Genomic DNA, 22255 nt, shown 5'->3' on the forward strand with positions numbered 1-22255 from the left:
CTTCCGCATGAGCGTGGACGCCGAAAAGATGGAAGCAAGAAGCAGCACCAAGGACACCGTCCGCGTCATCGTGCATGCGCTGATCCTCGCGCTGATCGTGCGAGTGTTCCTCTTCCAACCGTTCAACATCCCCTCGGGCTCGATGATCCCGACCCTGCTGGTCGGCGACTATCTCTTCGTTTCGAAATATAGCTACGGCTACAGCCGCTACTCCTTTCCCTTCGGGCTGAACCTGTTTCCGGGGCGCATCTGGGCGAGCGATCCGGATCGCGGCGACGTGGTCGTGTTCAAGCTGCCGCGCGACAACGAGACGGATTATATCAAGCGCGTGATCGGTCTTCCCGGCGACGAGATCCAGATGCTGCACGGCGTCCTGCATATCAACGGCAAGGCGGTGGAGAAGGTGAAGGTGGACGACTATGTCGTCACCGAGGCTTCGGGCCGCGAGCGGCACATGGCGCGCTACAAGGAGACGCTGCCCAACGGGGTCAGCTATCCCGTGCTCGATCTCGTCAATGAAGGCTTCGGCGACAACACCGAGGTCTACAAGGTGCCCGAGGGGCATTTCTTCATGATGGGCGACAACCGCGACAACTCCACCGACAGCCGCTTTCTGTCGGAGGTCGGCTTCGTGCCCTTCGTCAATCTCGTGGGCAAGGCCCAGGTGATCTTCTTCTCCATCGATGAGGATTCGAGCTTCTGGGAATTCTGGCACTGGCCGACCGAAGTTCGCTGGAACCGCATCTTCCAGGTGGTTCACTGAGCTTGCCTAAGCGGCGAACCACCGATCTCGGCCAGCTTTGCAACCGGCTCGGACACAGCTTCGCAAAGTCCGCGCGCCTCAAGCTGGCGCTCACCCATGCCAGTGCACGTGCCGATTCAAAGCCCAACGAGGATAACGAGCGGCTCGAGTTCCTGGGCGACCGGGTGCTCGGTCTTGCCGTGGCCGAGCTTCTCACCGAGCGCTTTCCGAATGCCAGCGAGGGCGAGCTGGCACGTTGGCTCAATCACCTGGTTCGCACCGAGACCTGCGCGCAGGTGGCCCAAAGCTGGTCGCTCGGCGAATACATCTTGATGAGTGGCGGCGAGGCGGGCTCAGGCGGCCGGCGCAAGACCACCATCCTCGCCAATACCTGCGAAGCCGTTCTCGGCGCCATCTTCGCCGACGCCGGTTACGAGGCCGCGCGCGACGTGGTCATTCGCGACTGGGCGCCCCATCTCGAGGATCTGGAGGTTGCCGCCCCCGACGCCAAGTCGGTGTTGCAGGAATGGGCGCAGGGCAAGAAGTTGCCGCTGCCGCTTTATCTGGAGGTCGGCCGCGAGGGCCCGGATCATGCCCCGCGCTTTACCGCCGAGGTGCGGGTCGAGGGCCTGGCGCCGGAGCAAGGGCAGGGGGACAACAAGCGTCAGGCCGAGCAGGCCGCGGCGCTCGCCATGCTCTTGCGCGAGGGCGTGTGGAGCGCAACAGCCGATGACTGAGCCCGAAATCGAAGGCGGCACGAGCCGGGACGAAGCCAGGCGCTGCGGCTTCGTGGCCCTGATCGGCGCGCCCAACAGCGGCAAGTCGACCCTCACCAACGCGCTCGTCGGCGCCAAGGTCTCCATCGTCACCCACAAGGCGCAGACGACGCGCGGCCCCGTGCGCGGGCTCGCCATCGTGGACGACTCCCAGATCATTCTCGTCGATACGCCCGGCATCTTCGAGCCGAAGCGCAGGCTCGACCGGGCCATGGCGCAATCCGCCTGGGACCGTGCCGCCGACGCCGACATCGCCGCGTTGGTGATCGATGCCGCCCGAGGGGTGGATGCCAAGCTCGCCCCGGTGATCGAGCATTTGCCCCAGCTCAAGGTTCCCACCATCGCCATCCTCAACAAGATCGATCTGGTGGCGAAGCCGGAGCTCCTGGCGCTTGTGGGCGATCTATCGGCGCTGAGGGCCTTCGATCAGGTGTTCATGGTGTCGGCGCTCACCGGCGACGGCGTCGCCGACCTCAAGTCTTATCTCGCCGGAGCCATGCCGAAGGGACCGTGGCTCTTTCCCGAGGACCAGCTCTCGGATGCGTCTTTGCGCCAGACCGCCGCCGAGATCACCCGCGAGAAGCTGTTCCTGCGGCTCCACGAGGAGCTGCCCTACGCGCTCACGGTCGAGACCACCGACTGGAAGGAGCTGAAGGACGGCAGCGTCCGCATCGAGCAGACGATCTATGTGGAGCGCCAGAGCCAGCGCCGCATCGTGCTGGGGGCCAAGGGCGCCATGATCAAGGAGATCGGCTCGGCGGCGCGCGCCGAGATCGCCGAGATCGCCGGCGTTCCCGTCCATCTCTTCCTATTCGTCAAGGTGCGCGAGCATTGGGGCGACGACCCCGAACGGTTCCGCGAGATGGGCCTCGACTATCCAAAGGGATAGGCAAAGCCCCTTGGGAGGGCCAAGCTAGCGCATGGATTGGGTTGACGAAGGCATCTTCCTTTCGGCGAAACCATTGGGCGAGACGAGCGCCGTCGCCGAGCTGTTGACGCTCGAGCATGGGCGCCATCTCGGGCTCGTGCGCGGTGGCCGCTCGCGCCGCATCCGCCCCGTGCTCCAGCCCGGCAATCTCATTCGCGTCACCTGGCGCGCACGCCTGGCCGAGCATCTTGGCGGCTTCAACGTGGAGATGATGGAGGCTCACGGCGCCCGGGTGCTCGACGATGCCGCGGCCCTTGCCGCCATCGGCACGCTGGCCGGCCTGATCAAGCTGCTACCCGAGCGCGATCCGCATCCGGAGCTCTACGCCACGACGCTGCATGTGCTGCGCTCCTTCGCCGAGGAGGACGTATGGCCCGTGCTCTTCGTCCATTGGGAGTTCCAGCTCTTGCAGGAGCTCGGCTTCGGCCTCGATCTCAGCGAATGCGCCGCTACCGGCCTCACCGACGAGCTCGTCTATGTGTCGCCGCGCTCGGGCAAGGCCGTGTCGCGCGCGGCCGGTGAGCCTTACGACGACAAGCTCCTGGCCTTACCGGCCTTCCTGCTGGACGAGACGGCGCCCATCGCCGACACGGACATCGCCGCCGGCTTCGCCCTGACCGGCTATTTCCTCCAGCGCGACGTGCTGGAGCCCCATGGGCTCAAGCTGCCCCAGGCCCGCGACCGGCTTCTCGATCTGCTGGCCAGGAGGCAGCCGGCAGCGCTGTCGGTCTAGCCATGCGCACGGTTCGGGGCCTCGCGCGAGTCCTGCTGCCGGCGACGGCCGCAGTCCTTTTCGCGACACCCGCAAGCGCGCAAGAGTTCACCGTCCCCGCTAGCGCCAGGGCGGCCATCGTCAGCGACACCAACGCCTATCGCCAGGCGAAGGGGCTCGCGCCCTTGCGTGAGAGCCCCAGGACCACCCAGGCGGCGCAAGCCTATGCCGACTATCTCGCGCGCAACGACAAGACCGGCCATCACGCGGACGGACGCGGGCCCGCCCAACGGCTGCGCGAGGCCGGAATCGTATTCTGCAAATTCCGTGGGGAGAACTGGCACCAGTCCTGGACGCGGCCGAAAAGAGCCTCGGTGGATGCCGCCATGCAAAAGGCCATGCGCTTCTGGAAGCGATCGCCGGGCCATGAGCGGGCCCTAAGATCGGCTTCGACCGAGATCGGCGTGGGCGTGGCGGGTTGGAAGCGCGACAACCGCTGGATCTACGTTTCCGTGCAGGTGTTCATCGATACATCCTGTCTGCCGGCCCGGGCAACCCTGCCGCCGCTTCCCGACCGGAACCCTGCGCGGATCGACACGCCTTGAGCGCTGGTGCCCGATGCGCTAATCGCGAGACATGGGAAAACGCGTTTCGCCCCCTGATTCGGGGCCCATCGAGCCGGTTAATCTGCGCGTGGCACTCGAGGAGCGCTACCTCGCCTATGCGCTCTCCACCATCATGCACCGGGCCTTGCCCGACGTGCGCGATGGATTGAAGCCCGTGCATCGCCGGTTGCTCTACGCCATGCAGCAGCTCCGGCTTGGGCCGCAAGGCGAGTTCCGGAAATGCGCCAAGATCGTCGGCGACACCATGGGCAACTTCCATCCCCATGGGAACCAGGCGATCTATGACGCGCTCGCGCGTCTCGCCCAGGACTTCTCGGTGCGGTATCCGCTGATCGACGGTCAGGGCAATTTCGGCAATATCGACGGCGATAATCCCGCTGCCGACCGCTACACCGAGGCGCGTCTGACCGCGGTCGCGGCGCGGCTCCTCGAGGGCATCGACGAGGACACGGTCGACTTCCGCGCCAACTACGACGGGCGCGAGCTGGAGCCGTCGGTGCTGCCGGCCAATTTCCCGAATCTCCTCGCCAACGGTGCCTCCGGCATCGCCGTGGGCATGGCCACCAACATCCCGCCCCATAACGTCGGCGAGCTGTGCGACGCGGCCCTCCATCTCATCAAGTTTCCCAAGGCCACCGCCGACAAGCTCGTGGACCTCGTGCCGGGACCCGACCTGCCCACCGGCGGCGTCATCGTCGAGCCGCGCGAGAACATTGTCGAGGCTTACAAGACGGGGCGCGGCTCTTTCCGCCTACGCGCGCGATGGGAGCAAGAGGACACCGGCCGCGGCACCTATCAAATCGTCGTCACCGAGATTCCCTACCAGGTGCCGAAAGCGCGCCTCGTCGCACGCATCGCCGAGCTGCTCCAGGCAAAGAAGCTACCGCTGCTCGCCGACGTGCGTGACGAGTCGGCCGAGGATGTTCGTCTGATTCTGGAGCCCAAGAGCCGGACCGTCGATCCGCTGCTGCTCATGGAGCAGATGTTCAAATTCACCGAGCTCGAGACCCGCGTGCCGCTCAACATGAATGTGCTGAGCCAAGGCAAGATCCCGAACGTGCTGGGCTTGCGCCAGGTCTTGAGCGAATGGCTCGATCACCGGCTCGAGGTGCTGGTCCGCCGTTCGAAGTTCCGTCTCGGCAAGATCGACCACCGGCTGGAAGTGCTGGCCGGCTATCTCATCGTCTATTTGAATCTCGACAAAGTCATCAAGATCATCCGCGAGAAGGACGAGCCGAAGCCCGCCCTGATCAAAGCCTTCAAGCTGACCGAGATCCAGGCCGAAGCCATCCTCAACATGCGCCTGCGCGCCTTGCGCAAGCTCGAGGAGATGGAGCTCAGGCGCGAGCACGACGATCTCACCAAGGAGCGGAAGGAGCTGAAATCGCTGCTCGCTTCCAAGGACAAGCAGTGGAAGCGCATCGGCGACGAAATAAAGGGACTGAAGACCGAGTTCGGCGAGAAGACCGAGCTTGGGCGCCGGCGCACGGGCTTCGAGGAAGCCCCCGAGGGCGTCGATGTCGAGCTCGCCGAGGCGATGATCGAGAAGGAGCCGGTCACCATCGTCCTTTCGGAGAAGGGCTGGATCCGCTCCATCAAGGGACACAACGCCGAAGCGGGAAGCCTGTCCTTCAAGGAAGGCGACCGCCTGAAGCGGACTCGTGCGGCCCAGACGACCGACACGCTGCTGCTGTTCGCCACCAACGGGCGCTTCTATTCGCTCGGCGCCGACAAGCTGCCCGGGGGCAGGGGCCACGGCGAGCCGTTCCGGCTCATGGTCGACATCGAGGACGCCGGCGATTCCGTGGATCTCTTCGTCTTTGAACCGGGCCGCAAGCTGCTCGTCGCCTCGACCACCGGCTACGGTTTCATCGTCGCCGAGGACGAGGTCGTGGCCATGACACGCAAGGGCAAGCAGATCCTGAACGTGAAGGGCAACGACGAGGCCGCCGTTTGCGCACCGGTCGGCGACGGCGACAGCGTTGCGGTCATCGGCGACAACCGCAAGCTGCTGCTGTTCCCCCTGAAGGAGCTGCCGGAGATGCCACGCGGCAAGGGCGTGCGCCTGCAACGCTACAAGGATGGCGGTCTCGCCGACGCCAAGATCTTCAAGAAGAAGGACGGCCTCACCTATGTGGATGCGGCCGACCGCACGTTCACGCTGTCTGCCGCCGACCTTCGCGAGTGGTGGGGCGCACGCGCCCAGGCCGGACGCCTGCCGCCGAGAGGCTTTCCCAAGTCGGGGCTGTTCGGAAAACGCTTCGACTAAGAGAGTAAGCTAGCCGCGCACCCAGCCCTTCGAGGTGAGGCGCTCTTGCGGCTGGAAGCGATCCTTGTAGCGCATTTTGCGCGAGCCCTCGATCCAATAGCCGAGATAGACGAACGGGTATCCTTGCGCCCGCGCGTAGTCGACGTGATCGAGGATCATATAGGTGCCGAGGCTGCGCGCCGGCACATCGGGATCGTAGAAGCTGTAGACCATGGAGATGCCGTCGCTGAGCCGGTCGCAAAGCGACACACCCATGAGCGGTGCATCGCCGTTCTCGTCCGGCCTCAAGCGGTACTCGGTGACGAAGGTCTCCACCACGCTGTCCTCGACCATGAGCGAATAGTCGAGCACGCTCATCTCGGCCATGCCCCCGTCTGCGTGGCGCGCTTCGATATAGTCGCGGAACAGCGCGTATTGCTCCGAGCTCGCCGCCGCCGGCATACGCGTGGCCACCAGATCGAGATTGTCGCGGGCGATGCGTTTGAGGGAGCGGCGGGGTTTGAACTCGTCCACCAGGATCCGCACCGGCACGCAAGCCGAGCAGGCATCGCAATAGGGCATATAGGCGATGTTCTGGCTGCGCCGGAATCCGCCCTTCAGCAGATTATCGATGAGAAAGCCCGGCTTATCGCGGGTCAGATGCGTGAACAGCTTCCGCTCGAGCCGGCCGGGCAGATAGGGGCACGGCTGCGGCGCGGTTATGTAGAACTCGGGAAAGTTGCTCTTGTGTTCTGTCACGGGCCACCGACCTGAAGCGAATCCAAGCCAATTCACGTAGAGCTTAGTGGATCAAAGGCCGGGCGCGCAATCCGCCAAGGCTGTCATAAAGCCGCAAAAACTTGGAATAGCTCGAAGCTATGGGCGGTTGATGACCACGACTCCGGCGAGAATGTCGTGCAGGCAGCGCTTGCGCTGGTCGAAAAAGGCCCACAGCAGGATCGGGCAGAAGATGACCAGAGAGAACCAGAACAGCAGCGCATGGAACGCCGCGATCAGGGGCGTGACCTTGCCGCCGAACCACATAGGCACGGTCAGGCCCATCATGCGCTGGCCGATCGTGGCTGAATTGGGACCGCCGATGGTCAGCGCGTTGTAGCCGAGGCCCACGGCCGGAAAGACCAATCCGAACAGAAGCCAGGCGAGGCCCAGCGTGAGGACGCCGAGAACCGCGACGGCGACCCCGGCAATGGCCGTCAGTGCCACGATGATGATGGCATCGATGATGAAGGCGACGCAGCGCTTGCGGATCACCGCCTCGAAAAGCTGCGGCTGCGTTACCGGATTATAGGCATGCGGCTGCTCGCCAAAAGTCCCACCCGTGCGGGCAGGGTGTGTCTGATGCTCGGTCATGGGGTCTCCGAATCGGGGCACTTCACAGGGGAAACATGGGGATTTGCTCGCCGTCACACAAGCGCGGCCGCCCCGGATGGTCTTGCTACGCGCCACCTAGCAACGCCGAACGCGCCCGCTGGTTGCCGAGTTCAAGACGACGGTTTAAGGATTCTTGCTGGGCACGACGCGGCTTACGGGGAACCAGCATGCGGAAATCGGTACTGGGGCTCGCGATCGTGGGTCTGCTCGTCGCTGCGAGCGGCCCGGCGAGCGCCTGCGACGGCGGCAAGATCATCTTCGAGGACAAGTTCGACGACGACGCCGGTGGCTGGTCGCTCAAGAACACGATCGAGGTGAAGGGCGGGTCCTTCGTCTTCAAGCTGCCCGCCGACGACATGCAATCGAATCTCAATGTGACCTTCACCGTCAAGGACGCGGATATCTGCGCCGACGCGGTGTGGCCGCAAGGCGGCGATGCGCCGGTGCTCGGCGCCGGCCTGCTGTTTTGGGGTGAGAACAACCGGACCTATTACCAGTTCGGCATCCTCAACAACGGCCGGTATTGGATTGCGCGCAAGCAGGACGGTGCTTGGCTCGGCACCATTGCCGCCAATATCGATTCCCCCGCCATCAAGACCTCGCCCGGCGCGGTCAACACGTTGCGCGTCGATGCCAAGGGCAACACGCTCGCCTTCTACATCAACGGCACGAAGGTGCGTGAGCTGCGAGGGCAGGCGCCGTCGGGCGGCTGGCGCTTCGGATTGTCGGGCGACAATTTCGACAAGAGCAAAGAGGCGACGGTGCTGTTCACCGACATGAAAGTCACCGACTAGCGGCTAGCGCGCATCTTTCAGACGCTTCGCCACCTCGGAGGCGAAATAGGTGAAGATCGCATCGGCCCCGGCGCGCTTGCACGCCATCAGGCTTTCCAGGATCACGCGCTCGCGGTCGAGCCAGCCGCGCTCGCTTGCCGCCGCCAGCATCGCGTATTCCCCGGACGTTTGATAGACGAAGGTCGGCAGCTTGAATGCCTCCTTCACCCGCCAGACGATGTCGAGATAAGCGAGCCCCGGCTTCACCATCACCATGTCGGCGCCTTCAGCCACGTCGAGCGCCACCTCGCGCAAGGCCTCGTCGCCGTTGGCCGGGTCCATCTGATAGGTCTTCTTGTCGCCGTGCAGTTGCTGGCCCGAGCCGACCGCATCGCGGAACGGTCCATAAAAGGCCGAGGCGTATTTCGCCGCATAGCTGAGAATCTGCGTTTGCGTGAAACCGTTCTCTTCGAGTGCCGCCCGGATGGCGCCGATGCGCCCGTCCATCATGTCCGACGGCGCCAAGATATCGCAGCCGGCTTCCGCCTGAACCAGCGCCTGGGCGATCAGCACCTCGATCGTCTTGTCGTTGTCGATCTCGCCGTCGACCAGCAGTCCGTCATGGCCGTGGCTGGTGTAGGGATCGAGCGCCACGTCACAGATGATGCCGATGTCGGGCACTTCCGCCTTGATGGCGCGTACCGCGCGGCACACCAGATTGCCCGGGTTGACCGCTTGGCTTGCGGCTTCGTCGCGCAACGCGGAGTCCGTGTTGGGGAACAGCGCGATGGCCGGGAGCCCGAGCGTCGCCGCGTGTTCCGCCGCCTTGACGGCGAGGTCGATGGAGAGCCGGTCGACGCCGGGCATCGCCGCGATGGCGCTGCGTTCGCCGGTGCCTTCGATCACGAAGATCGGCCAGATCAGATCGTCGGGCGTGAGCGTGGTCTCGCGCACCAGCCGCCGCGACCAGTCGGCGCGCCGGTTGCGCCTGAGGCGTGTTGCCGGATAGCCGGCTTGCGGCATCTCAGGCGGTTTGGCGCCCGCGCGCTTCGCCCGCTCGGTGCGCAACGAGACGGTCTTGTCTTTGGCGGCATGTTTGGACGGTGAAGCCACGCGAAATCCTAAGCTGACTTGACTGATGTCGCGGTGAAACTAACACCCGCGCCGCCTTGCTGCCAGAAGGTGCGACAAACATGGTTTGCCGTCTCGCTAAGCCTTACTCGCAGAAATTCGAGTGGCGGCGCGGTTTCATGTCGAGATGGAAGTGATCCCGATGTGCCTCGTTCGCCTCCGGCCCCAGCACCGTGCCGAAATACTTACAGGCATCCGCGTGCACGCCACGCACGAAGGCCGTCCGGGCCTCCGTTACGTGATCGACCGAAGGCTTCTCCGGCTTGCCCGGGGGGAGCTTGGCCGCGGGTGGCCTCGCGACCGGCGGCGGCACGGGGGGGCGGAACTGCGGCGACCGAAACCGGCGCCACGAACGGATTGGTCTGCGGGGTGGGTGAGGGCGCCGCTTCGGCCTCGGTCTGCGCCACGAACGGGTTGCTCGAAGGTTTGGCCTCGGTCTTGGCCTTAGCCGTAGCCGCATCCGGGCGGGCGATCTCAGGCGCGGTCGTGAGGGCTGTCTTGGTCGCCGTCATTGGCCGTCTGTTGGACACCGGCACGATCGCCGCGGTCGTCTCGCTGGCAACCTGCTCGGGCTCAGGCTCCTGTTCCGGCACGACGCGCGGCCAGGCCTTCAGCACCGTGACGCGATCGCCGGAGGCGAGCACGAACTCCGAGATGTCGAGGGCATTGGCGAGCGCATGCTCGCTGATCCTGGTATTGGCGCCGCCGTAGCGGTTGCGGCAGGAGTAGGACGTGGCGTTACGGATCTTGACCACGGCGCTGCCGAGCGTCGCCTTCGCTTGCGGCTGCACGCGGGTCTTCAGCCAGCCGTCGAGCTTGACTGCCAGCGCGCAGCGCATGGTCGCCGGCGGAAAGATCGCCACGTCGCCGATGGACTCGACCAGGATCGGCGCCGGTGCTCCGCAAATCCCCTCCTTGATGGGCGGCAGAGGCTCGTAGTCGAGGGTGACGCCGGCAAGCACGTCTGCGCAGGCCGCCTTGGCCGCTGCGACCTCGGCGTCGGTCCAGGCTACCGTCGCCTTGTCGCCCGGAAGTTCGGGCTCCAGTTCCGGCGTCTCGGCCGCCTCGCTTGCGGCCGGCTGCGGCTCGGGCGCTGGTGGCGTCTCTTGCGCCAGAGCCGGCCACGTCAGCATCGCGAGACAAGACAGGACGAGCAACCGCACCGGCGAGCGCCGCGCCTTGCGTCCGTTATGAGTTGCATCTAAGCGCATCGAGCTCACGTGCCTCTTTGCCGCCCTTGTGGTTTCCGCCATTGAGTGCTAGCTGCCCCGGGCCATTCTACGGCTGATTTTGGCTGGATTTTACAGGGGTCATCGCGTTTGTCCGAGGCGCTTGGCATCACCTTCGAAGAGAACGACCGCGCCGGCGTGGTCACCCTCGACCGGCCCGCAAGGCTAAACGCGCTCAGCCGCGAAATGTTCGAGGCCTTGAGCGCCAATTATCGGCGCTGGGCCCCCGCGCCGCATATCTACGGCGTGGTGATGCAATCATCCCACCCTTCCGTGTTCTGTAGCGGCGGCGACCTCAAAGTTCTGAATGAGTTGAACCAGCAAGGCGCCACCGAGGCGATTCGAGAATTCTACCGCGCTGCTTATAGCCATGTCTGGCTGATCGAGAAATTCATCAGGCCGAACGTGCCCCTTATCAACGGGCTCGTCTTCGGCGGCGGCATCGGCATCACCCTCTTCGGCACCCATTGCGTGGCGGCGGAAGGCTATCGTTTCGCCATGCCGCAGGTGGGCATCGGTTTCCTGCCCGATATCGGCGGGACCTATTTCCTGCCGCGCCTGCTCGGCTGGACCGGGATCTATCTCGCGCTCACCGGCAGCACCATCGGCCCAGCCGATGCTTATCGCTTGGGCCTGGTGACCCACTACATCCCGTCCGCCCATTTTGGCGTGATCAAGGACGCGCTCGCCGACAACCATCCGATCGATCGTCTGCTCGACGGGTTGCATCGCGATCCGGGCGAGGGGGAATTGGTACGGCTCACCCCAGCCATCGACCGCATCTTCGCCGCACCCTCCGTCGAGGCGATCCTCGCCGGGCTCGACGCGGAAGAAGGCGAATTCGAGCCTTGGGCGAGAGAGACGGCGGCTGAGCTTCGTAAGAAGTCGCCGACCTCCCTCAAGATTGCCTTCGCGCAGATGCAGGCGGGCAACGCACTTAATCTTGCCGAAAGCTTGAAGCTGGAGTTCCGCCTGGCCTCGCACATCATCACCACCCATGATTTCCGCGAAGGGATCGATGCGCGCATTGCCGGCAAGGGCCGCCCCCCCCGAGTGGCGGCCGGCGAGCCTGGCGGAGGTCGACGATGACGCGATTGCGCGGCTTTTCTCGACGCCGGTCGAAGGCGAGCTCGAACTCGACGAACGCCAGCCGGGCCCGGAAAGTCTTTGAGACCGGCGCAAAGCGCGCCAACATCATCAAAACTTAATACTAGAATTTCATGCAATCTTAAGCGTCCCGCTTAAGCTCATCTTAGGTCCGCCCGCCTATAGTCCTCATCAAGTTGGGGATTAACAACAACTAATGAGGGTAGGCGATGAATGTAGCCCTGAATATAGGGACGCACGCGAGCACCGATGGGGCAGAAGACCTCAAAGGCCGCTATCTTGTTTCCTTGAAGCTCGTCGAGCGGCTTCACCGGTTGCTGCTCGATGTCATCAAAGATGAGTTCGAACGCCTTGGCCGTGGCGACGTGAACAGCGTCCAGGCACTGCTGCTTTACAACATCGGCGACGCCGAGCTGACCGCGGGTGAGCTCACCAGCCGCGGCTACTATCTCGGCTCGAACGTGTCGTACAATCTCAAGAAGCTGGTCGATGCCGGCTACATCCACCACCAGCGTTCGACCACCGACCGCCGTTCCGTGCGGGTAAGCCTCACCGATAAGGGGCAGGAGGTTTCCAAGGTGGTCAACGGCCTCTTCCAGCGCCAGCTGAAGTCGCTGGAGCAGGTGGGTGGCATCGGCCATGACGACCTGGAGATTCTCAACAAGGCCCTGATCCGGCTCGAGCGCTTCTGGACCGACCAGATCCGCTACCAGCTCTAAACCTCCGCGATCAGCGCTTACGATTTCTTGCCCCGGCGGCTAACCCCCGCCGGGGCAATCTATTTTGGCGCCGCGCCCGGCGTGCCAGCCCAAATTCGCCCCATTTCTCAGGCAGTCTTGCAACTCGGCCCGCTGCCGCGTCGGGCGGACATGGCGGCGAGGGCGCCTGATGGGGGAAGTTTTTCTCAATCAGTTGCAGCGTAACGTGGTCGCGGCCGTCGGGAAGAGGGCCTGGGAACTCAGTCTTGGTTAAAGCATTTGTGACGCCAAGCGAGGATTTGCCCGGCCCGAAACGAGTAGAGCGGCGAAGACAAAGCGCCTATAGTTAAAGCAGGACAGAAGCCGCCAGCAGACGGGGAGCGGCATATGCCGAAAGTTATGGACGAATTCAACGGCGGCGCGCGTATCGCGACCGCGGGCCTGATCGCGGCCCTTCTTGTCGCCGGTGCCGGGCCGGCGAGCGCCGGACCGTTCAATTGGTTCAAGGGCAAGAACCACAGCCAGGATCAGTACGAGCAGCCGCAGCAGGCGCCCCAGTCGGGCGGCAATGGCGGCGGCTTGTTCGGCGGCTTGTTCGGTGGCGGCGGCGGTGCCGCGCAAAGCCACGACTCGCATCGCTCGGAGCTTGCCGTCGGCGACCCCGAGGTCGCCATGATCGTCAATCCGGCGCTCGGCTCGCCGACCCTGTCCAGCCGCAACATCGCGGCGACCAAGGCTGCCATCCAGAAATACAAGACGATCGTCGCCCAGGGCGGCTGGCCCACCGTACCGGCTACGGCAATGAAGCCGGGCTCGCGCGGCCAGGAGGTCGTCACGCTGCATCGCCGGCTCGAGATCAGTGGCGATCTCGTCGGCATGAGCATCCCGGATCAGTATGACGGTGCCGTCGTCGCGGCAGTGAAGAAGTTCCAGCTGCGGCACGGCCTGCCGCCGACGGGCGTCATCGATTCAAAGGCGACGATCGAGGCCTTGAACATTCCGGCGAGCGTCCGTCTCGCTCAGCTCGAGGCCAATCTTAAGCGCTTGCAGAAATTGGCGCCGCAGGCTGGAAGCCGGCACGTCCTGGTGAACATCCCCGCGGCCCAGGTCGAAGCGGTCGACGGCGGCCAGGTCGTCCAGCGTCACGCCGCCGTGGTCGGCAAGATCGAGCGGCCGACGCCGGAGCTCTCCAGCAAGATCAAGGAAGTGAACTTCAATCCTTATTGGTACGTGCCGCGCAGCATCATCCATAAGGACCTCGTGCCGAAGGGCCGCCAATACGCCAGCCGCGGGCAGGACATGCTCGCTGCTTATCGGATGGAGGCGTTCGACGCGGCGGGCAATCCCCTCGATCCGCGCCAGATCGATTGGTACGGCGAGGCGGTCTACAGCTACAATTTCCGTCAGCGGCCGTGGGAGGAGAACTCGCTCGGCTTCGTGAAGATCAACTTCCCGAACAAGGATGCGGTGTATCTGCACGACACGCCGCTCAAGAGCCTGTTCGGCAAGGCGATCCGCTTCGAGAGTTCAGGTTGCGTGCGCGTGCATAATGTCGGCACGCTGGTCGCCTGGCTGTTGGAGAGCAATCCCGGCTGGAACATGAGCCGTATCGAGACCCTGAAGCGGAGTGGCGAGCAAATCGACGTCAAGGTCGCAAACCCGACCCCTGTTTACCTCGCCTATGTGAGTGCCTGGGCGACGCCCGACGGGCAGATCAACTTCCGTCCCGACATCTACGGGCACGACTCCGGTGGGCAGACCGCGTCCGCTTACTGAGTCAAACGCGAAGAGCAAAGAAGGCCATCCCGTCTCGCGACCGGATGGCCTTCTTGCGTTGGCGTGCCAAGGGGGAAGGGGAGGCACGCCATCGGGGGGCTGGGCTCGGGCGGTTAGGCAGAGAGCTTCACCGGGATTTTCAGATACTGGACCCCGTTCGCGTCCGGCGGCGGCAAATGGCCGGCGCGCATATTCACCTGAATCGACGGCATCAGCAGATCGGGCGCCGCCAGCGTGGCGTCGCGCGCTTCCCGCATGGCCACGAACGCGTCCTCGCTGACGCCGTCCTTCACATGCTCGTTGTGGGCGCGCTCCTCGGCCACGGTGGTCTCCCAGGCATAGCTGTCGCGGCCAGGTGCCTTGTAGTCATGGCACATGAACAGGCGGGTCTCCGGCGGTAGCGCCAGCAGCCGCTTGATGGAGCGGTAGAGCTTGCGCGCATCGCCACCGGGGAAGTCGGCCCGCGCAGTGCCGTAATCCGGCATGAACAGCGTATCACCGACAAAGACGGCGCTCCCGATCCGATAGGCGATATCGGCTGGCGTATGTCCCGGGACATGCATCACCTCGACTTCCAGCGAACCGAGCTTGAAGCGCTCGCCGTCGCTGAAGAGGTGATCGAACTCGCTCCCGTCGCCGCTGAGATCGGTCGCGTTTGAGACCGGGCGGAAGATCTTCTGCACGTCGCGGATATGCTCGCCGATCCCGACCCGCGCGCCGGTCTTGAGCTTGATATAGGGCGCGCCGGACAAGTGGTCGGCATGGGCGTGCGTCTCGAGCACCCAATCGACGGTCAGACCGTCGGCCTCCACCGCGGCAAGAATGACGTCCGCCGATTTGGTCGAGGCTTTGCCGGTGGCGTGATCGTAGTCGAGCACCGGATCGACGATCGCGGCACGCTTCGTGTCGGGGTCGGATACCAGATAGCTCACCGTATTGGTGGGCTCGTCGAAAAAGGCCTTGATGGTAGGCGTGCCGGACATGGGGGAATGCTCCTTTCGTAACGACACAGCGTGATCTTTGTTGACGAATATATTAGACGATACTAAATTAGCAAGACCTGATGGATAAAGGAGCTGATCCATGCCCCGCGCTCCCGCCGACTTGGCCGTGTTCGCAGCCAATGCCACGAAGGTCGCCGACATCCTGCGCGCCCTCGCCAACGAGCGGCGCCTGATGGTGCTGTGCAAGCTGGTGGAATGGGGCGAGGCGAGTGTCGGTTCCTTGGCCGAGGCGGCAGGCTTGTCGCAGTCCGCCACGTCTCAACATCTCGCCAAGATGCGTGATGAGGGTCTGGTGGACTTCCGGCGCGACGGCCAGACGCTTTGGTACCGCATCGACGAGCCGCGCACCGAGCTGCTGCTCGGCTATCTCCAGAAACTTTATTGCAGTGACGACTGACGCCCGGAGAGCCCCATGAGCCTGCCCACCATCACACCAGCCGATGCCAAGCGTCTTCTCGATCAAGGGGCGACCCTCATCGACATCCGCGAAACCGGCGAACGTGCCAGCGAATACATTCCCGGGTCGCAACATGGACCTCTAAGGCAAATCGATGGCAACGCGTTCGAGGACGTCAGCGCACCGATCATCTTCCACTGCCGTTCGGGCATGCGGACGACGACCAATGCCGGCCGGCTGAAAGAGGCCGCGCCCTGCGAGGCCTATGTCCTGTCTGGGGGGATAGAGGCCTGGAAGAAGGCAGGGCTCCCCGTCGTCAGTGACAACAGCCGGCGGATGTCGCCTGGCCGCCGGCTGATGGTCGCCGGGGGCACTGCCGTTCTGCTTGGCGTCTTGCTCGGCATCTTCATCGCCCCGACCTTCTACCTGCTGGCCGGGTTCGCCGGCGCCGGGCTCTTGCTGGGCGGCGTCTTCGGGTGGGGCGGAATGGCTAAGTCGGCCTAGGCCAGCGTCCGATGCCGATGGTCCTTGGCCTTCTCCCGATTGCCCTGCTGCTGGGCTCCGGTGCGCTCGTCGGGCTGACCCTCGGCTTGATCGGCGGCGGCGGCTCGGTGCTGGCCGTGCCGCTCCTCGTCTATCTCGTGGGCGTCCCCTCGGCCCATGTGGCCATCGGATCCTCGGCCGTTGCCGTCGCCGCCAACGCCGCCTGGGGGCTCGCCGCCCATGCGCGGCTCGGCACGGTGAAATGGCCCTGTGCGCTCGTGTTTACGACGGCGGGCGTCGCCGGCGCTTTTATCGGCGCGAGCTCGGCAAGCCAGTTCGGCGGACCGCTGCTCTTGGCGCTGTTCGGCTTGGTCATGATCAGCATCGGCATCTATATGATCAGTGTCCGTCCCGAAAGCATCGGCCAGGACGTCCGCCTGACGCCCGAGACCGCCCGCCACCTGCTGCCGCGCCTCCTTCTGTTCGGCGTCGGGCCGGTGGGACTTCTTTCCGGCTTCTTCGGCATCGGCGGCGGCTTCCTCATCGTGCCGGGGCTGGTCCTTGCCACCGGCATGGGCCTACAGAACGCCATCGGCACCTCGCTCTTCGCCGTCACCGCCTTCGGTCTCGCCACGGCGACCAGTTATGCCTTTTCCGGCCTGGTCGATTGGCGGATCGCCGCGCTCGTGATCCTGGGCGGTGTTGCCGGGACCCTCATTGGCACCAACACGAACGCCCATCTCGCGGGACACAAGCGCGCGCTTGCCGGCATCTTCGCCGGCGTCGTGATCGCAACCGGTCTCTATATCGTCGGGAGCGGCCTCTTGAAGGTTCTCGCTGTGAGCTAGGCCCGGGCGCTCCTAAGACTCCGTGTAAGATATTGTAAAGTGGGTGATTTCTACGTAGCGGCAGGATAGGCTAGTCGAGACCGGTCTACGGTTGGGGCGTTGCTGGCGTGTCCGTGCGACATGTGGTAAGCCCGGCCTAATATGCCTAGCGTGCGCTTCGCGAGGGGAAAACCAAGCGGGCAGGTCGCCTAGGCCAGCTGGGGTTTGTCTAAGCTCGAGGAGCAGTTAGCCATGACGGCAAGTGATATTCGGCGCGCCGAGGCGCGCGAGAGCGACTTTTTCACCAAGCACTTGGAGGATGCCGACCCGGAAGTCTGGGACGCCATCGAGAACGAGCACGAGCGCCAGCAGAACGAGATCGAGCTGATCGCCTCGGAGAACATCGTGTCCAAGGCTGTGCTGGACGCCGCCGGTACGCTCCTCACCAACAAATACGCCGAAGGGTATCCGGGACGCCGCTATTACGGCGGCTGCCAATATGTCGACGTGGTTGAGCAGATCGCCATCGACCGGGCCAAGCGCCTGTTCAACTGCAACTTCGCCAATGTGCAGACCCATTCGGGCTCGCAAGCCAACCAGTCCGTGTTCCTGGCGCTGATCAAGCCCGGCGATACGGTTCTCGGCATGAGCCTCGCCGCCGGCGGTCACCTGACCCATGGCGCGCCGCCGAACATGTCCGGCAAGTGGTTCAACGCCGTTCAGTACGGCGTGACGAAGGATACGAACCTGATCGACTATGACGAGGTCGAGCGGCTCGCCAAGGAGCACAAGCCGGCCCTGATCATCGCCGGTGGTTCCGCCTATCCGCGCATCATCGATTTCGCGCGTTTCCGCGAGATTGCCGATTCCGTCGGCGCTATCTCCCTGGTCGACATGGCGCATTTCGCCGGCCTGGTGGCCGCGGGCGTCCATCCGAGCCCGCTGCCGTTTGCCGATGTCTGTACCACCACGACCCACAAGACCTTGCGGGGGCCGCGTTCGGGCATGGTCGTCTCCAACAACGAGGAGATCGGCAAGAAGATCAACTCGGCCGTGTTCCCGGGTCTGCAGGGCGGTCCGCTGATGCACATTATCGCCGCCAAGGCCGTCGCCTTCGGCGAGGCGTTGCAGCCCTCCTTCAAGCTCTACGCCCAGTCGGTGATAGACAACGCCAAGGCGCTCGGTGAGACGCTGGTGCAAGGCGGACTCGATCTCGTTTCCGGCGGCACCGACACGCATCTGATGCTGGTCGATCTCAGGCCCAAGAAGCTCACCGGCAAGGCGGCCGAGATCGCTCTCGGCCGGGCGCACATCACCTGCAACAAGAATGGCGTGCCGTTCGATCCGGAGAAGCCCATGATCACCTCTGGTATCCGTCTCGGCTCGCCGGCAGGCACCACGCGCGGCTTCGGCATCACCGAGTTCCAGTCGATCGGTGGCATGATTCTCGAAGTGCTTGACGGTCTCGCCGCCAATGGCGACGAGGGCAATGGCGCCGTCGAGGAGGCCGTGAAGCAGCGTGCGACCGAGCTCTGTGCGCGTCATCCGATCTACGAGTAAGCCTCTAGCGTGACGGTGAGGAAGGGGAGGGCGATCGCCCATGCGGTGCCCTTATTGCGGCAGCACCAACACGCAGGTGAAGGACTCTCGTCCTAGCGAGGATCACACCACGATCAGGCGCCGCCGCGTCTGTGCCGACTGCGGCGGCCGCTTCACCACCTTCGAGCGGGTGCAACTGCGTGAGCTGACCGTGATCAAGCGGAGCGGGCGCCGCATCCCCTTCGACCGCGACAAGTTGATGCGATCGGTGCAGATCGCCTTGCGCAAGCGCCCGGTGGAGCCGGAGCGCGTGGAGCGCATGGTCAGCGGCATCGTGCGGCGCCTCGAGAACATGGGCGAGAACGATATCGGCTCGGCGACCATCGGCCGCCTGGTGATGGAAGCGCTGAAGGGCCTAGATGACGTGGCCTATGTGCGCTTTGCCTCCGTCTACAAGAATTTCCGCGAGGCCAAGGACTTTGAGGCACTGCTCGGCGAACTCGCCGGAACCGAAGGCGAGGACGCCGACGAAACCGAAGCCGAGGACTAGGTAACCCCGATCGATGCGTGCCAGCGACGAGGAGCATATGGCGCAGGCACTTGTGCTTGCGCGGCGCGGGCTCGGCCTCACCTGGCCGAACCCATCGGTCGGTGCCATCGTCGTGGCGCCGTCCGGCGAAATCGTGGGGCGCGGCTGGACGGCACCAGGCGGACGCCCTCATGCCGAGGCCGTCGCACTTGAGCGGGCCGGCATCAAGGCACAAGACAGCACCCTCTACGTGACGCTAGAGCCCTGCGCTCATGAGGGCCGCGGCATTGCCTGCAGCGATGCCATCGTTACCGCGAGGCCGAAACGTGTCGTCATTGGCTTGCGCGATCCCGATCCCCGTACCGCCGGGCGCGGCATCGAGCGATTGCGGAACGCCGGCATCGAGGTGGAGGAAGGCGTGCTGGCGGACGAGGCCGCCGCCGTGACTCTCGGTCATCTCATGCGCGTCACCCGGGGACGGCCTGTGGTGACACTGAAGCTCGCGGTGGGCGCCGACGGTCTCATTCCCCAAGGCCACGGGAAACCGGTCTGGATTACCGGACCGGACGCACGTGCTCACGGTCATCTCTTGCGCGCGCGGCACGACGCCATCCTCGTCGGCCGCGGCACCGTGCTGGCCGACGACCCCACGCTCACCTGCCGGCTTCCCGGCATGTCCTGCCGCTCGCCGGTGCGCGTGGTGCTCGACCGGCGCTTGCGGACGCCACCGGACGCCAAGCTGTTCGAGGACATCATGGTGCCGGTCTGGTTGATCTGCGCCGAGGGCGAAAGCCTTCCGACCGCCGATCTGCTGCATGCCCAGGGCGCCGAGATCGTGCCGGTCCCCATCGACGCCCACGGCCTTATCGATGTCCAGGATGCCCTTGAGACACTCGCCGACCGGGGCATCACGCGCGTTCTGGTAGAGGGCGGGCCTTCGGTGGCGCGCGCCTTCCTTGACGCAGATCTCGTGGACGAGGCCGTGATCTACGAGGGCGCCGAGCCGGCCGGCGGCGAGGGGCTAACCCCTTTTGCCGGCGACGGGCTTGATCGGCTGACGAAAAGCGGTCATTTCACCACAATCGCCTCACGATCATTTGGACCCGACCGGATGACGTGGTGGCGCCGGATGCGAACATGTTCACTGGTATTGTCAGCGGCCTAGGCACGCTTGTGGAGCGCCGCGGATCGCGCTTCGTGATCGCCGCGCCCTACAAGAAGAAGAGCCTCGAAGAGGGCGCCTCGGTCGCCTGCGACGGGTGTTGCCTCACTCTGGTCGACATCGACAAAGCGAAGGAAAAGGGGGCGGGCTCCGTCTTCGCCGTCGAGGTGTCCAATGAGACCTTGGCGCACACGACGCTCGGCACGTGGCAGCCGGGGCAGCGGATCAATCTCGAACGCGCGCTCGCGCTCGGCGAAGAGCTTGGCGGGCATATCGTCACAGGACATGTGGATGCCCGCGCCAAAGTAGTCTCGCGCTATCCGGACGGGGACAGCGTCAGAGTCCTGATCGAAGTGCCGCCCGAACTCGCCGGCTTTGTTGCCCCCAAGGGCTCCATCGCGCTCAACGGCGTATCGCTGACCGTTAACGACGTGGACGGCGAGCGCTTCGGCGTGAACATCATTCCTTACACTTTGACCCATACGACGTGGGGCGACCGTCAGCCCGGCGATCTGGTAAACCTTGAAGTCGATCTTCTTGCGCGCTACGTGGCGCGCCTGTCTCAATATGAAAGCCGCCGCACGTGACCGTTTTGAGCAAGCCGTCTAGCCGGGCGCCGCACCGCCAGTACCTCTCTCCCATCGAGGAGGTGGTGGAGGACGCACGCAACGGCCGCATGTTTATTCTCGTCGACGCCGAGGAGCGCGAGAATGAAGGCGATCTCGTAATTCCGGCGCAGATGGCCACGCCGGATGCCATCAACTTCATGGCCAAACATGGCCGCGGGCTCATCTGCCTGGCGCTCACGCCGGAGCGTGCCGCCCAGCTTCGTCTCGAGCTGATGTCGCGTTCGAATCTCTCGCGCCATTCCACCGCCTTCACAGTGTCCATCGAGGCGCGGGAAGGGGTCTCCACCGGCATCTCCGCCCATGACCGGGCGCACACCATTTCCGTTGCATCGGATCCGACGAAGGACCATCACGACGTCATCACGCCCGGTCATGTGTTCCCGCTGCTCGCCAAGCAAGGCGGCGTCCTCGTGCGCGCCGGCCACACCGAGGCGGCGGTCGACCTCGCGCGGCTGGCGGGGCTCTATCCCGCCGGCGTGATCTGCGAGATCATGAACGACGACGGCACCATGGCGCGACTGCCCGATCTTGTGAGCTTTGCTCAGACGCATGGGCTAAAGATCGCCACCATCGCCGATCTCATCGCCTACCGTCTGCGCTACGACCACCTGGTCAACGTGGTGGCCCAGACGAAGATCGACAGCCCATACGGTGGCAATTTCGATGTGAAGGTCTATGCCACCACCGTCGATGCCGCTGAGCACGTGGCACTCGTCAAAGGCGATGTGAGCACCGCCGAACCGGTCTTGGTGCGCGTGCACGCCGTCAATACCCTCGATGATCTGCTCGTCTCGGGTGCCGAGCGTGAAACCTCATTGCACAAAGCCATGGAGATCATCGGCCAAGATGGACGCGGCGTGATCGTGCTGATCCGGGAGTCGCGGAGCGACGCCATCTCCTCACACATCAATCGCACGGAGAACGGTAAGGACCAGCCGAGGCTGATGGAGTACGGAATCGGCGCGCAGATCCTCCTTGATCTCGGCGTGCACGAGATGGTGCTCCTTTCGAATTCGCCCGCGCGCAAGATCGTCGGGCTCGAAGGCTATGGCTTGAAAGTGGTGGATCAGCGTGGTCTGGAGCCGTCGTCATGAGCCGCAAAGGAAACTCCGTCCTCATTATCGAGGCGCGCTTCTACGAGGATATCGCCGACGAGCTCGCGCGGGGCGCGGAAGACGAGTTGCGTGGCAATCAGGTTGACTTCGAGCGTATCGCCGTGCCGGGCGCGCTGGAGATCCCCCTCGCGCTCAGTCTCGCGCTCGCCAATGGCTTCGTCGGCCGTGCCGGGCGCCATCGTGCCTGCATAGCGCTTGGCTGTGTCATCAGGGGCAAGACGGCCCATTACGACATCGTCGCGCGCGAATCCGCGGCAGGCCTCAATCAGCTTGCCCTAGAGCACGGCGTGCCGATCGGCTCAGGCATCCTCACTTGCGAGACACGCGAGCGAGGCCTGGGAGCGGGCCAGCGTCGATGGCCGCAACAAAGGTGGCGACGCGGCGCGCGCCTGCCTCACACTAATGCGCCTTGAGCAGCATTTCTCCTCCGCG

The 22255-nt window shown here is 64.5% G+C and carries 25 protein-coding genes; 19 read left to right on the forward strand and 6 right to left on the reverse strand.

Features of this window, described 5'->3' with window-relative positions; all coding sequences use genetic code 11:
• Positions 1-7: 7 nt before the first annotated feature.
• The 6 genes from lepB to parC are packed head-to-tail and all read left to right on the forward strand — an operon-like array spanning position 8 to position 6053.
• Positions 8-763 (forward strand): signal peptidase I, encoded by a 756-nt coding sequence (gene lepB, locus AUC69_RS14840; RefSeq protein WP_069442837.1) that lies wholly within the window; start codon positions 8-10, stop codon positions 761-763.
• 2 nt (positions 764-765) lie between these two features.
• Positions 766-1479: a ribonuclease III gene (rnc, locus tag AUC69_RS14845; RefSeq protein ID WP_069442838.1), complete on the forward strand. Its 714-nt coding sequence runs from the start codon at positions 766-768 to the stop codon at positions 1477-1479.
• On the forward strand, positions 1472-2407 hold the full coding sequence (gene era / locus AUC69_RS14850) for a GTPase Era (RefSeq protein WP_069442839.1): 936 nt from the start codon (positions 1472-1474) through the stop codon (positions 2405-2407). Before rnc ends, era begins: the two co-directional genes overlap by 8 nt.
• A 31-nt stretch (positions 2408-2438) precedes the next feature.
• Positions 2439-3179: a DNA repair protein RecO gene (gene recO / locus AUC69_RS14855; RefSeq protein ID WP_069442840.1), complete on the forward strand. Its 741-nt coding sequence runs from the start codon at positions 2439-2441 to the stop codon at positions 3177-3179.
• Positions 3180-3181: 2 nt separating this feature from the next.
• Positions 3182-3763 (forward strand): CAP domain-containing protein, encoded by a 582-nt coding sequence (locus AUC69_RS14860; RefSeq protein ID WP_069442841.1) that lies wholly within the window; start codon positions 3182-3184, stop codon positions 3761-3763.
• Positions 3764-3794: 31 nt separating this feature from the next.
• A complete protein-coding gene (gene parC / locus AUC69_RS14865; protein WP_069442842.1) occupies positions 3795-6053 on the forward strand; it encodes a DNA topoisomerase IV subunit A in 2259 nt (752 codons plus the stop codon).
• Positions 6054-6062: 9 nt separating this feature from the next.
• Here the strand turns inward: parC and AUC69_RS14870 are convergent, their stop codons facing one another.
• Positions 6063-6791: an arginyltransferase gene (locus tag AUC69_RS14870; protein WP_069442843.1), complete on the reverse strand. Its 729-nt coding sequence runs from the start codon at positions 6789-6791 to the stop codon at positions 6063-6065.
• Positions 6792-6908: 117 nt separating this feature from the next.
• On the reverse strand, positions 6909-7403 hold the full coding sequence (locus tag AUC69_RS14875) for an RDD family protein (protein ID WP_069442844.1): 495 nt from the start codon (positions 7401-7403) through the stop codon (positions 6909-6911).
• 188 nt (positions 7404-7591) lie between these two features.
• On the opposite strand from AUC69_RS14875, the gene AUC69_RS14880 reads away from it, so the two are divergent.
• Positions 7592-8218 (forward strand): 3-keto-alpha-glucoside-1,2-lyase-like domain-containing protein, encoded by a 627-nt coding sequence (locus AUC69_RS14880; protein ID WP_069442845.1) that lies wholly within the window; start codon positions 7592-7594, stop codon positions 8216-8218.
• Positions 8219-8221: 3 nt separating this feature from the next.
• Here AUC69_RS14880 and hemB read toward each other — a convergent pair whose 3' ends face one another.
• The 3 genes from hemB to AUC69_RS18800 all read right to left on the reverse strand — a co-directional run bounded on the left by hemB (position 8222) and on the right by AUC69_RS18800 (position 10491).
• A complete protein-coding gene (gene hemB / locus AUC69_RS14885; RefSeq protein ID WP_069442876.1) occupies positions 8222-9220 on the reverse strand; it encodes a porphobilinogen synthase in 999 nt (332 codons plus the stop codon).
• A gap of 193 nt (positions 9221-9413) precedes the next feature.
• A complete protein-coding gene (locus AUC69_RS18795; protein WP_244500290.1) occupies positions 9414-9542 on the reverse strand; it encodes an extensin family protein in 129 nt (42 codons plus the stop codon).
• The gene (locus tag AUC69_RS18800; RefSeq protein ID WP_158008150.1) at positions 9514-10491 is read right to left on the reverse strand and encodes an extensin-like domain-containing protein; all 978 of its coding nucleotides are present in this window, start codon (positions 10489-10491) and stop codon (positions 9514-9516) included. Before AUC69_RS18800 ends, AUC69_RS18795 begins: the two co-directional genes overlap by 29 nt.
• Before the next feature lie 156 nt (positions 10492-10647).
• Here AUC69_RS18800 and AUC69_RS14895 point away from each other — a divergent pair, with 156 nt between their 5' ends.
• The 3 genes from AUC69_RS14895 to AUC69_RS14905 all read left to right on the forward strand — a co-directional run bounded on the left by AUC69_RS14895 (position 10648) and on the right by AUC69_RS14905 (position 14138).
• Positions 10648-11646 carry an enoyl-CoA hydratase/isomerase family protein gene (locus tag AUC69_RS14895; RefSeq protein ID WP_158008151.1) on the forward strand — a complete coding sequence of 333 codons (999 nt, stop codon included), beginning with the start codon at positions 10648-10650 and terminating at the stop codon, positions 11644-11646.
• Positions 11647-11873: 227 nt separating this feature from the next.
• Positions 11874-12383, forward strand: coding sequence for a transcriptional regulator LdtR (gene ldtR / locus AUC69_RS14900; protein ID WP_069442847.1), 510 nt, complete (start codon positions 11874-11876; stop codon positions 12381-12383).
• Between the two features lie 366 nt (positions 12384-12749).
• Positions 12750-14138 (forward strand): L,D-transpeptidase family protein, encoded by a 1389-nt coding sequence (locus AUC69_RS14905; RefSeq protein ID WP_083239506.1) that lies wholly within the window; start codon positions 12750-12752, stop codon positions 14136-14138.
• A gap of 113 nt (positions 14139-14251) precedes the next feature.
• Here the strand turns inward: AUC69_RS14905 and AUC69_RS14910 are convergent, their stop codons facing one another.
• Positions 14252-15121, reverse strand: coding sequence for an MBL fold metallo-hydrolase (locus AUC69_RS14910; RefSeq protein WP_083239507.1), 870 nt, complete (start codon positions 15119-15121; stop codon positions 14252-14254).
• A gap of 100 nt (positions 15122-15221) precedes the next feature.
• Between AUC69_RS14910 and AUC69_RS14915 the strand changes: the two genes are divergently transcribed.
• The 9 genes from AUC69_RS14915 (at position 15222) to ribH (ending at position 22236) form a co-directional block, all read left to right on the forward strand.
• Positions 15222-15539 carry an ArsR/SmtB family transcription factor gene (locus AUC69_RS14915; RefSeq protein WP_069442849.1) on the forward strand — a complete coding sequence of 106 codons (318 nt, stop codon included), beginning with the start codon at positions 15222-15224 and terminating at the stop codon, positions 15537-15539.
• A gap of 15 nt (positions 15540-15554) precedes the next feature.
• Positions 15555-16043, forward strand: a complete 489-nt coding sequence (locus AUC69_RS14920) for a rhodanese-like domain-containing protein (protein WP_069442850.1) — start codon at positions 15555-15557, stop codon at positions 16041-16043.
• Between the two features lie 17 nt (positions 16044-16060).
• Complete coding sequence (locus tag AUC69_RS14925; RefSeq protein WP_204377342.1) at positions 16061-16870, forward strand: sulfite exporter TauE/SafE family protein; 810 nt, start codon at positions 16061-16063, stop codon at positions 16868-16870.
• A gap of 231 nt (positions 16871-17101) precedes the next feature.
• Complete coding sequence (gene glyA / locus AUC69_RS14930; RefSeq protein ID WP_069442852.1) at positions 17102-18409, forward strand: serine hydroxymethyltransferase; 1308 nt, start codon at positions 17102-17104, stop codon at positions 18407-18409.
• Between the two features lie 40 nt (positions 18410-18449).
• On the forward strand, positions 18450-18938 hold the full coding sequence (nrdR, locus tag AUC69_RS14935; protein WP_069442853.1) for a transcriptional regulator NrdR: 489 nt from the start codon (positions 18450-18452) through the stop codon (positions 18936-18938).
• Positions 18939-18951: 13 nt separating this feature from the next.
• Positions 18952-20082 (forward strand): bifunctional diaminohydroxyphosphoribosylaminopyrimidine deaminase/5-amino-6-(5-phosphoribosylamino)uracil reductase RibD, encoded by a 1131-nt coding sequence (ribD, locus tag AUC69_RS14940; protein ID WP_069442854.1) that lies wholly within the window; start codon positions 18952-18954, stop codon positions 20080-20082.
• A complete protein-coding gene (locus AUC69_RS14945; protein WP_069442878.1) occupies positions 20055-20666 on the forward strand; it encodes a riboflavin synthase in 612 nt (203 codons plus the stop codon). The genes ribD and AUC69_RS14945 overlap by 28 nt, the downstream gene beginning before the upstream one ends.
• A gap of 5 nt (positions 20667-20671) precedes the next feature.
• Entirely contained in the window at positions 20672-21802 is a 1131-nt protein-coding gene (gene ribB / locus AUC69_RS14950) for a 3,4-dihydroxy-2-butanone-4-phosphate synthase (RefSeq protein ID WP_069442879.1), read from the forward strand.
• Complete coding sequence (ribH, locus tag AUC69_RS14955) at positions 21799-22236, forward strand: 6,7-dimethyl-8-ribityllumazine synthase (RefSeq protein WP_342018617.1); 438 nt, start codon at positions 21799-21801, stop codon at positions 22234-22236. Before ribB ends, ribH begins: the two co-directional genes overlap by 4 nt.
• Positions 22237-22255: the final 19 nt, after the last annotated feature.

It is taken from the genome of Methyloceanibacter superfactus, from assembly GCF_001723305.1.
In the GTDB taxonomy this organism is placed as follows: Bacteria; Pseudomonadota; Alphaproteobacteria; order Rhizobiales; family Methyloligellaceae; genus Methyloceanibacter; species Methyloceanibacter superfactus.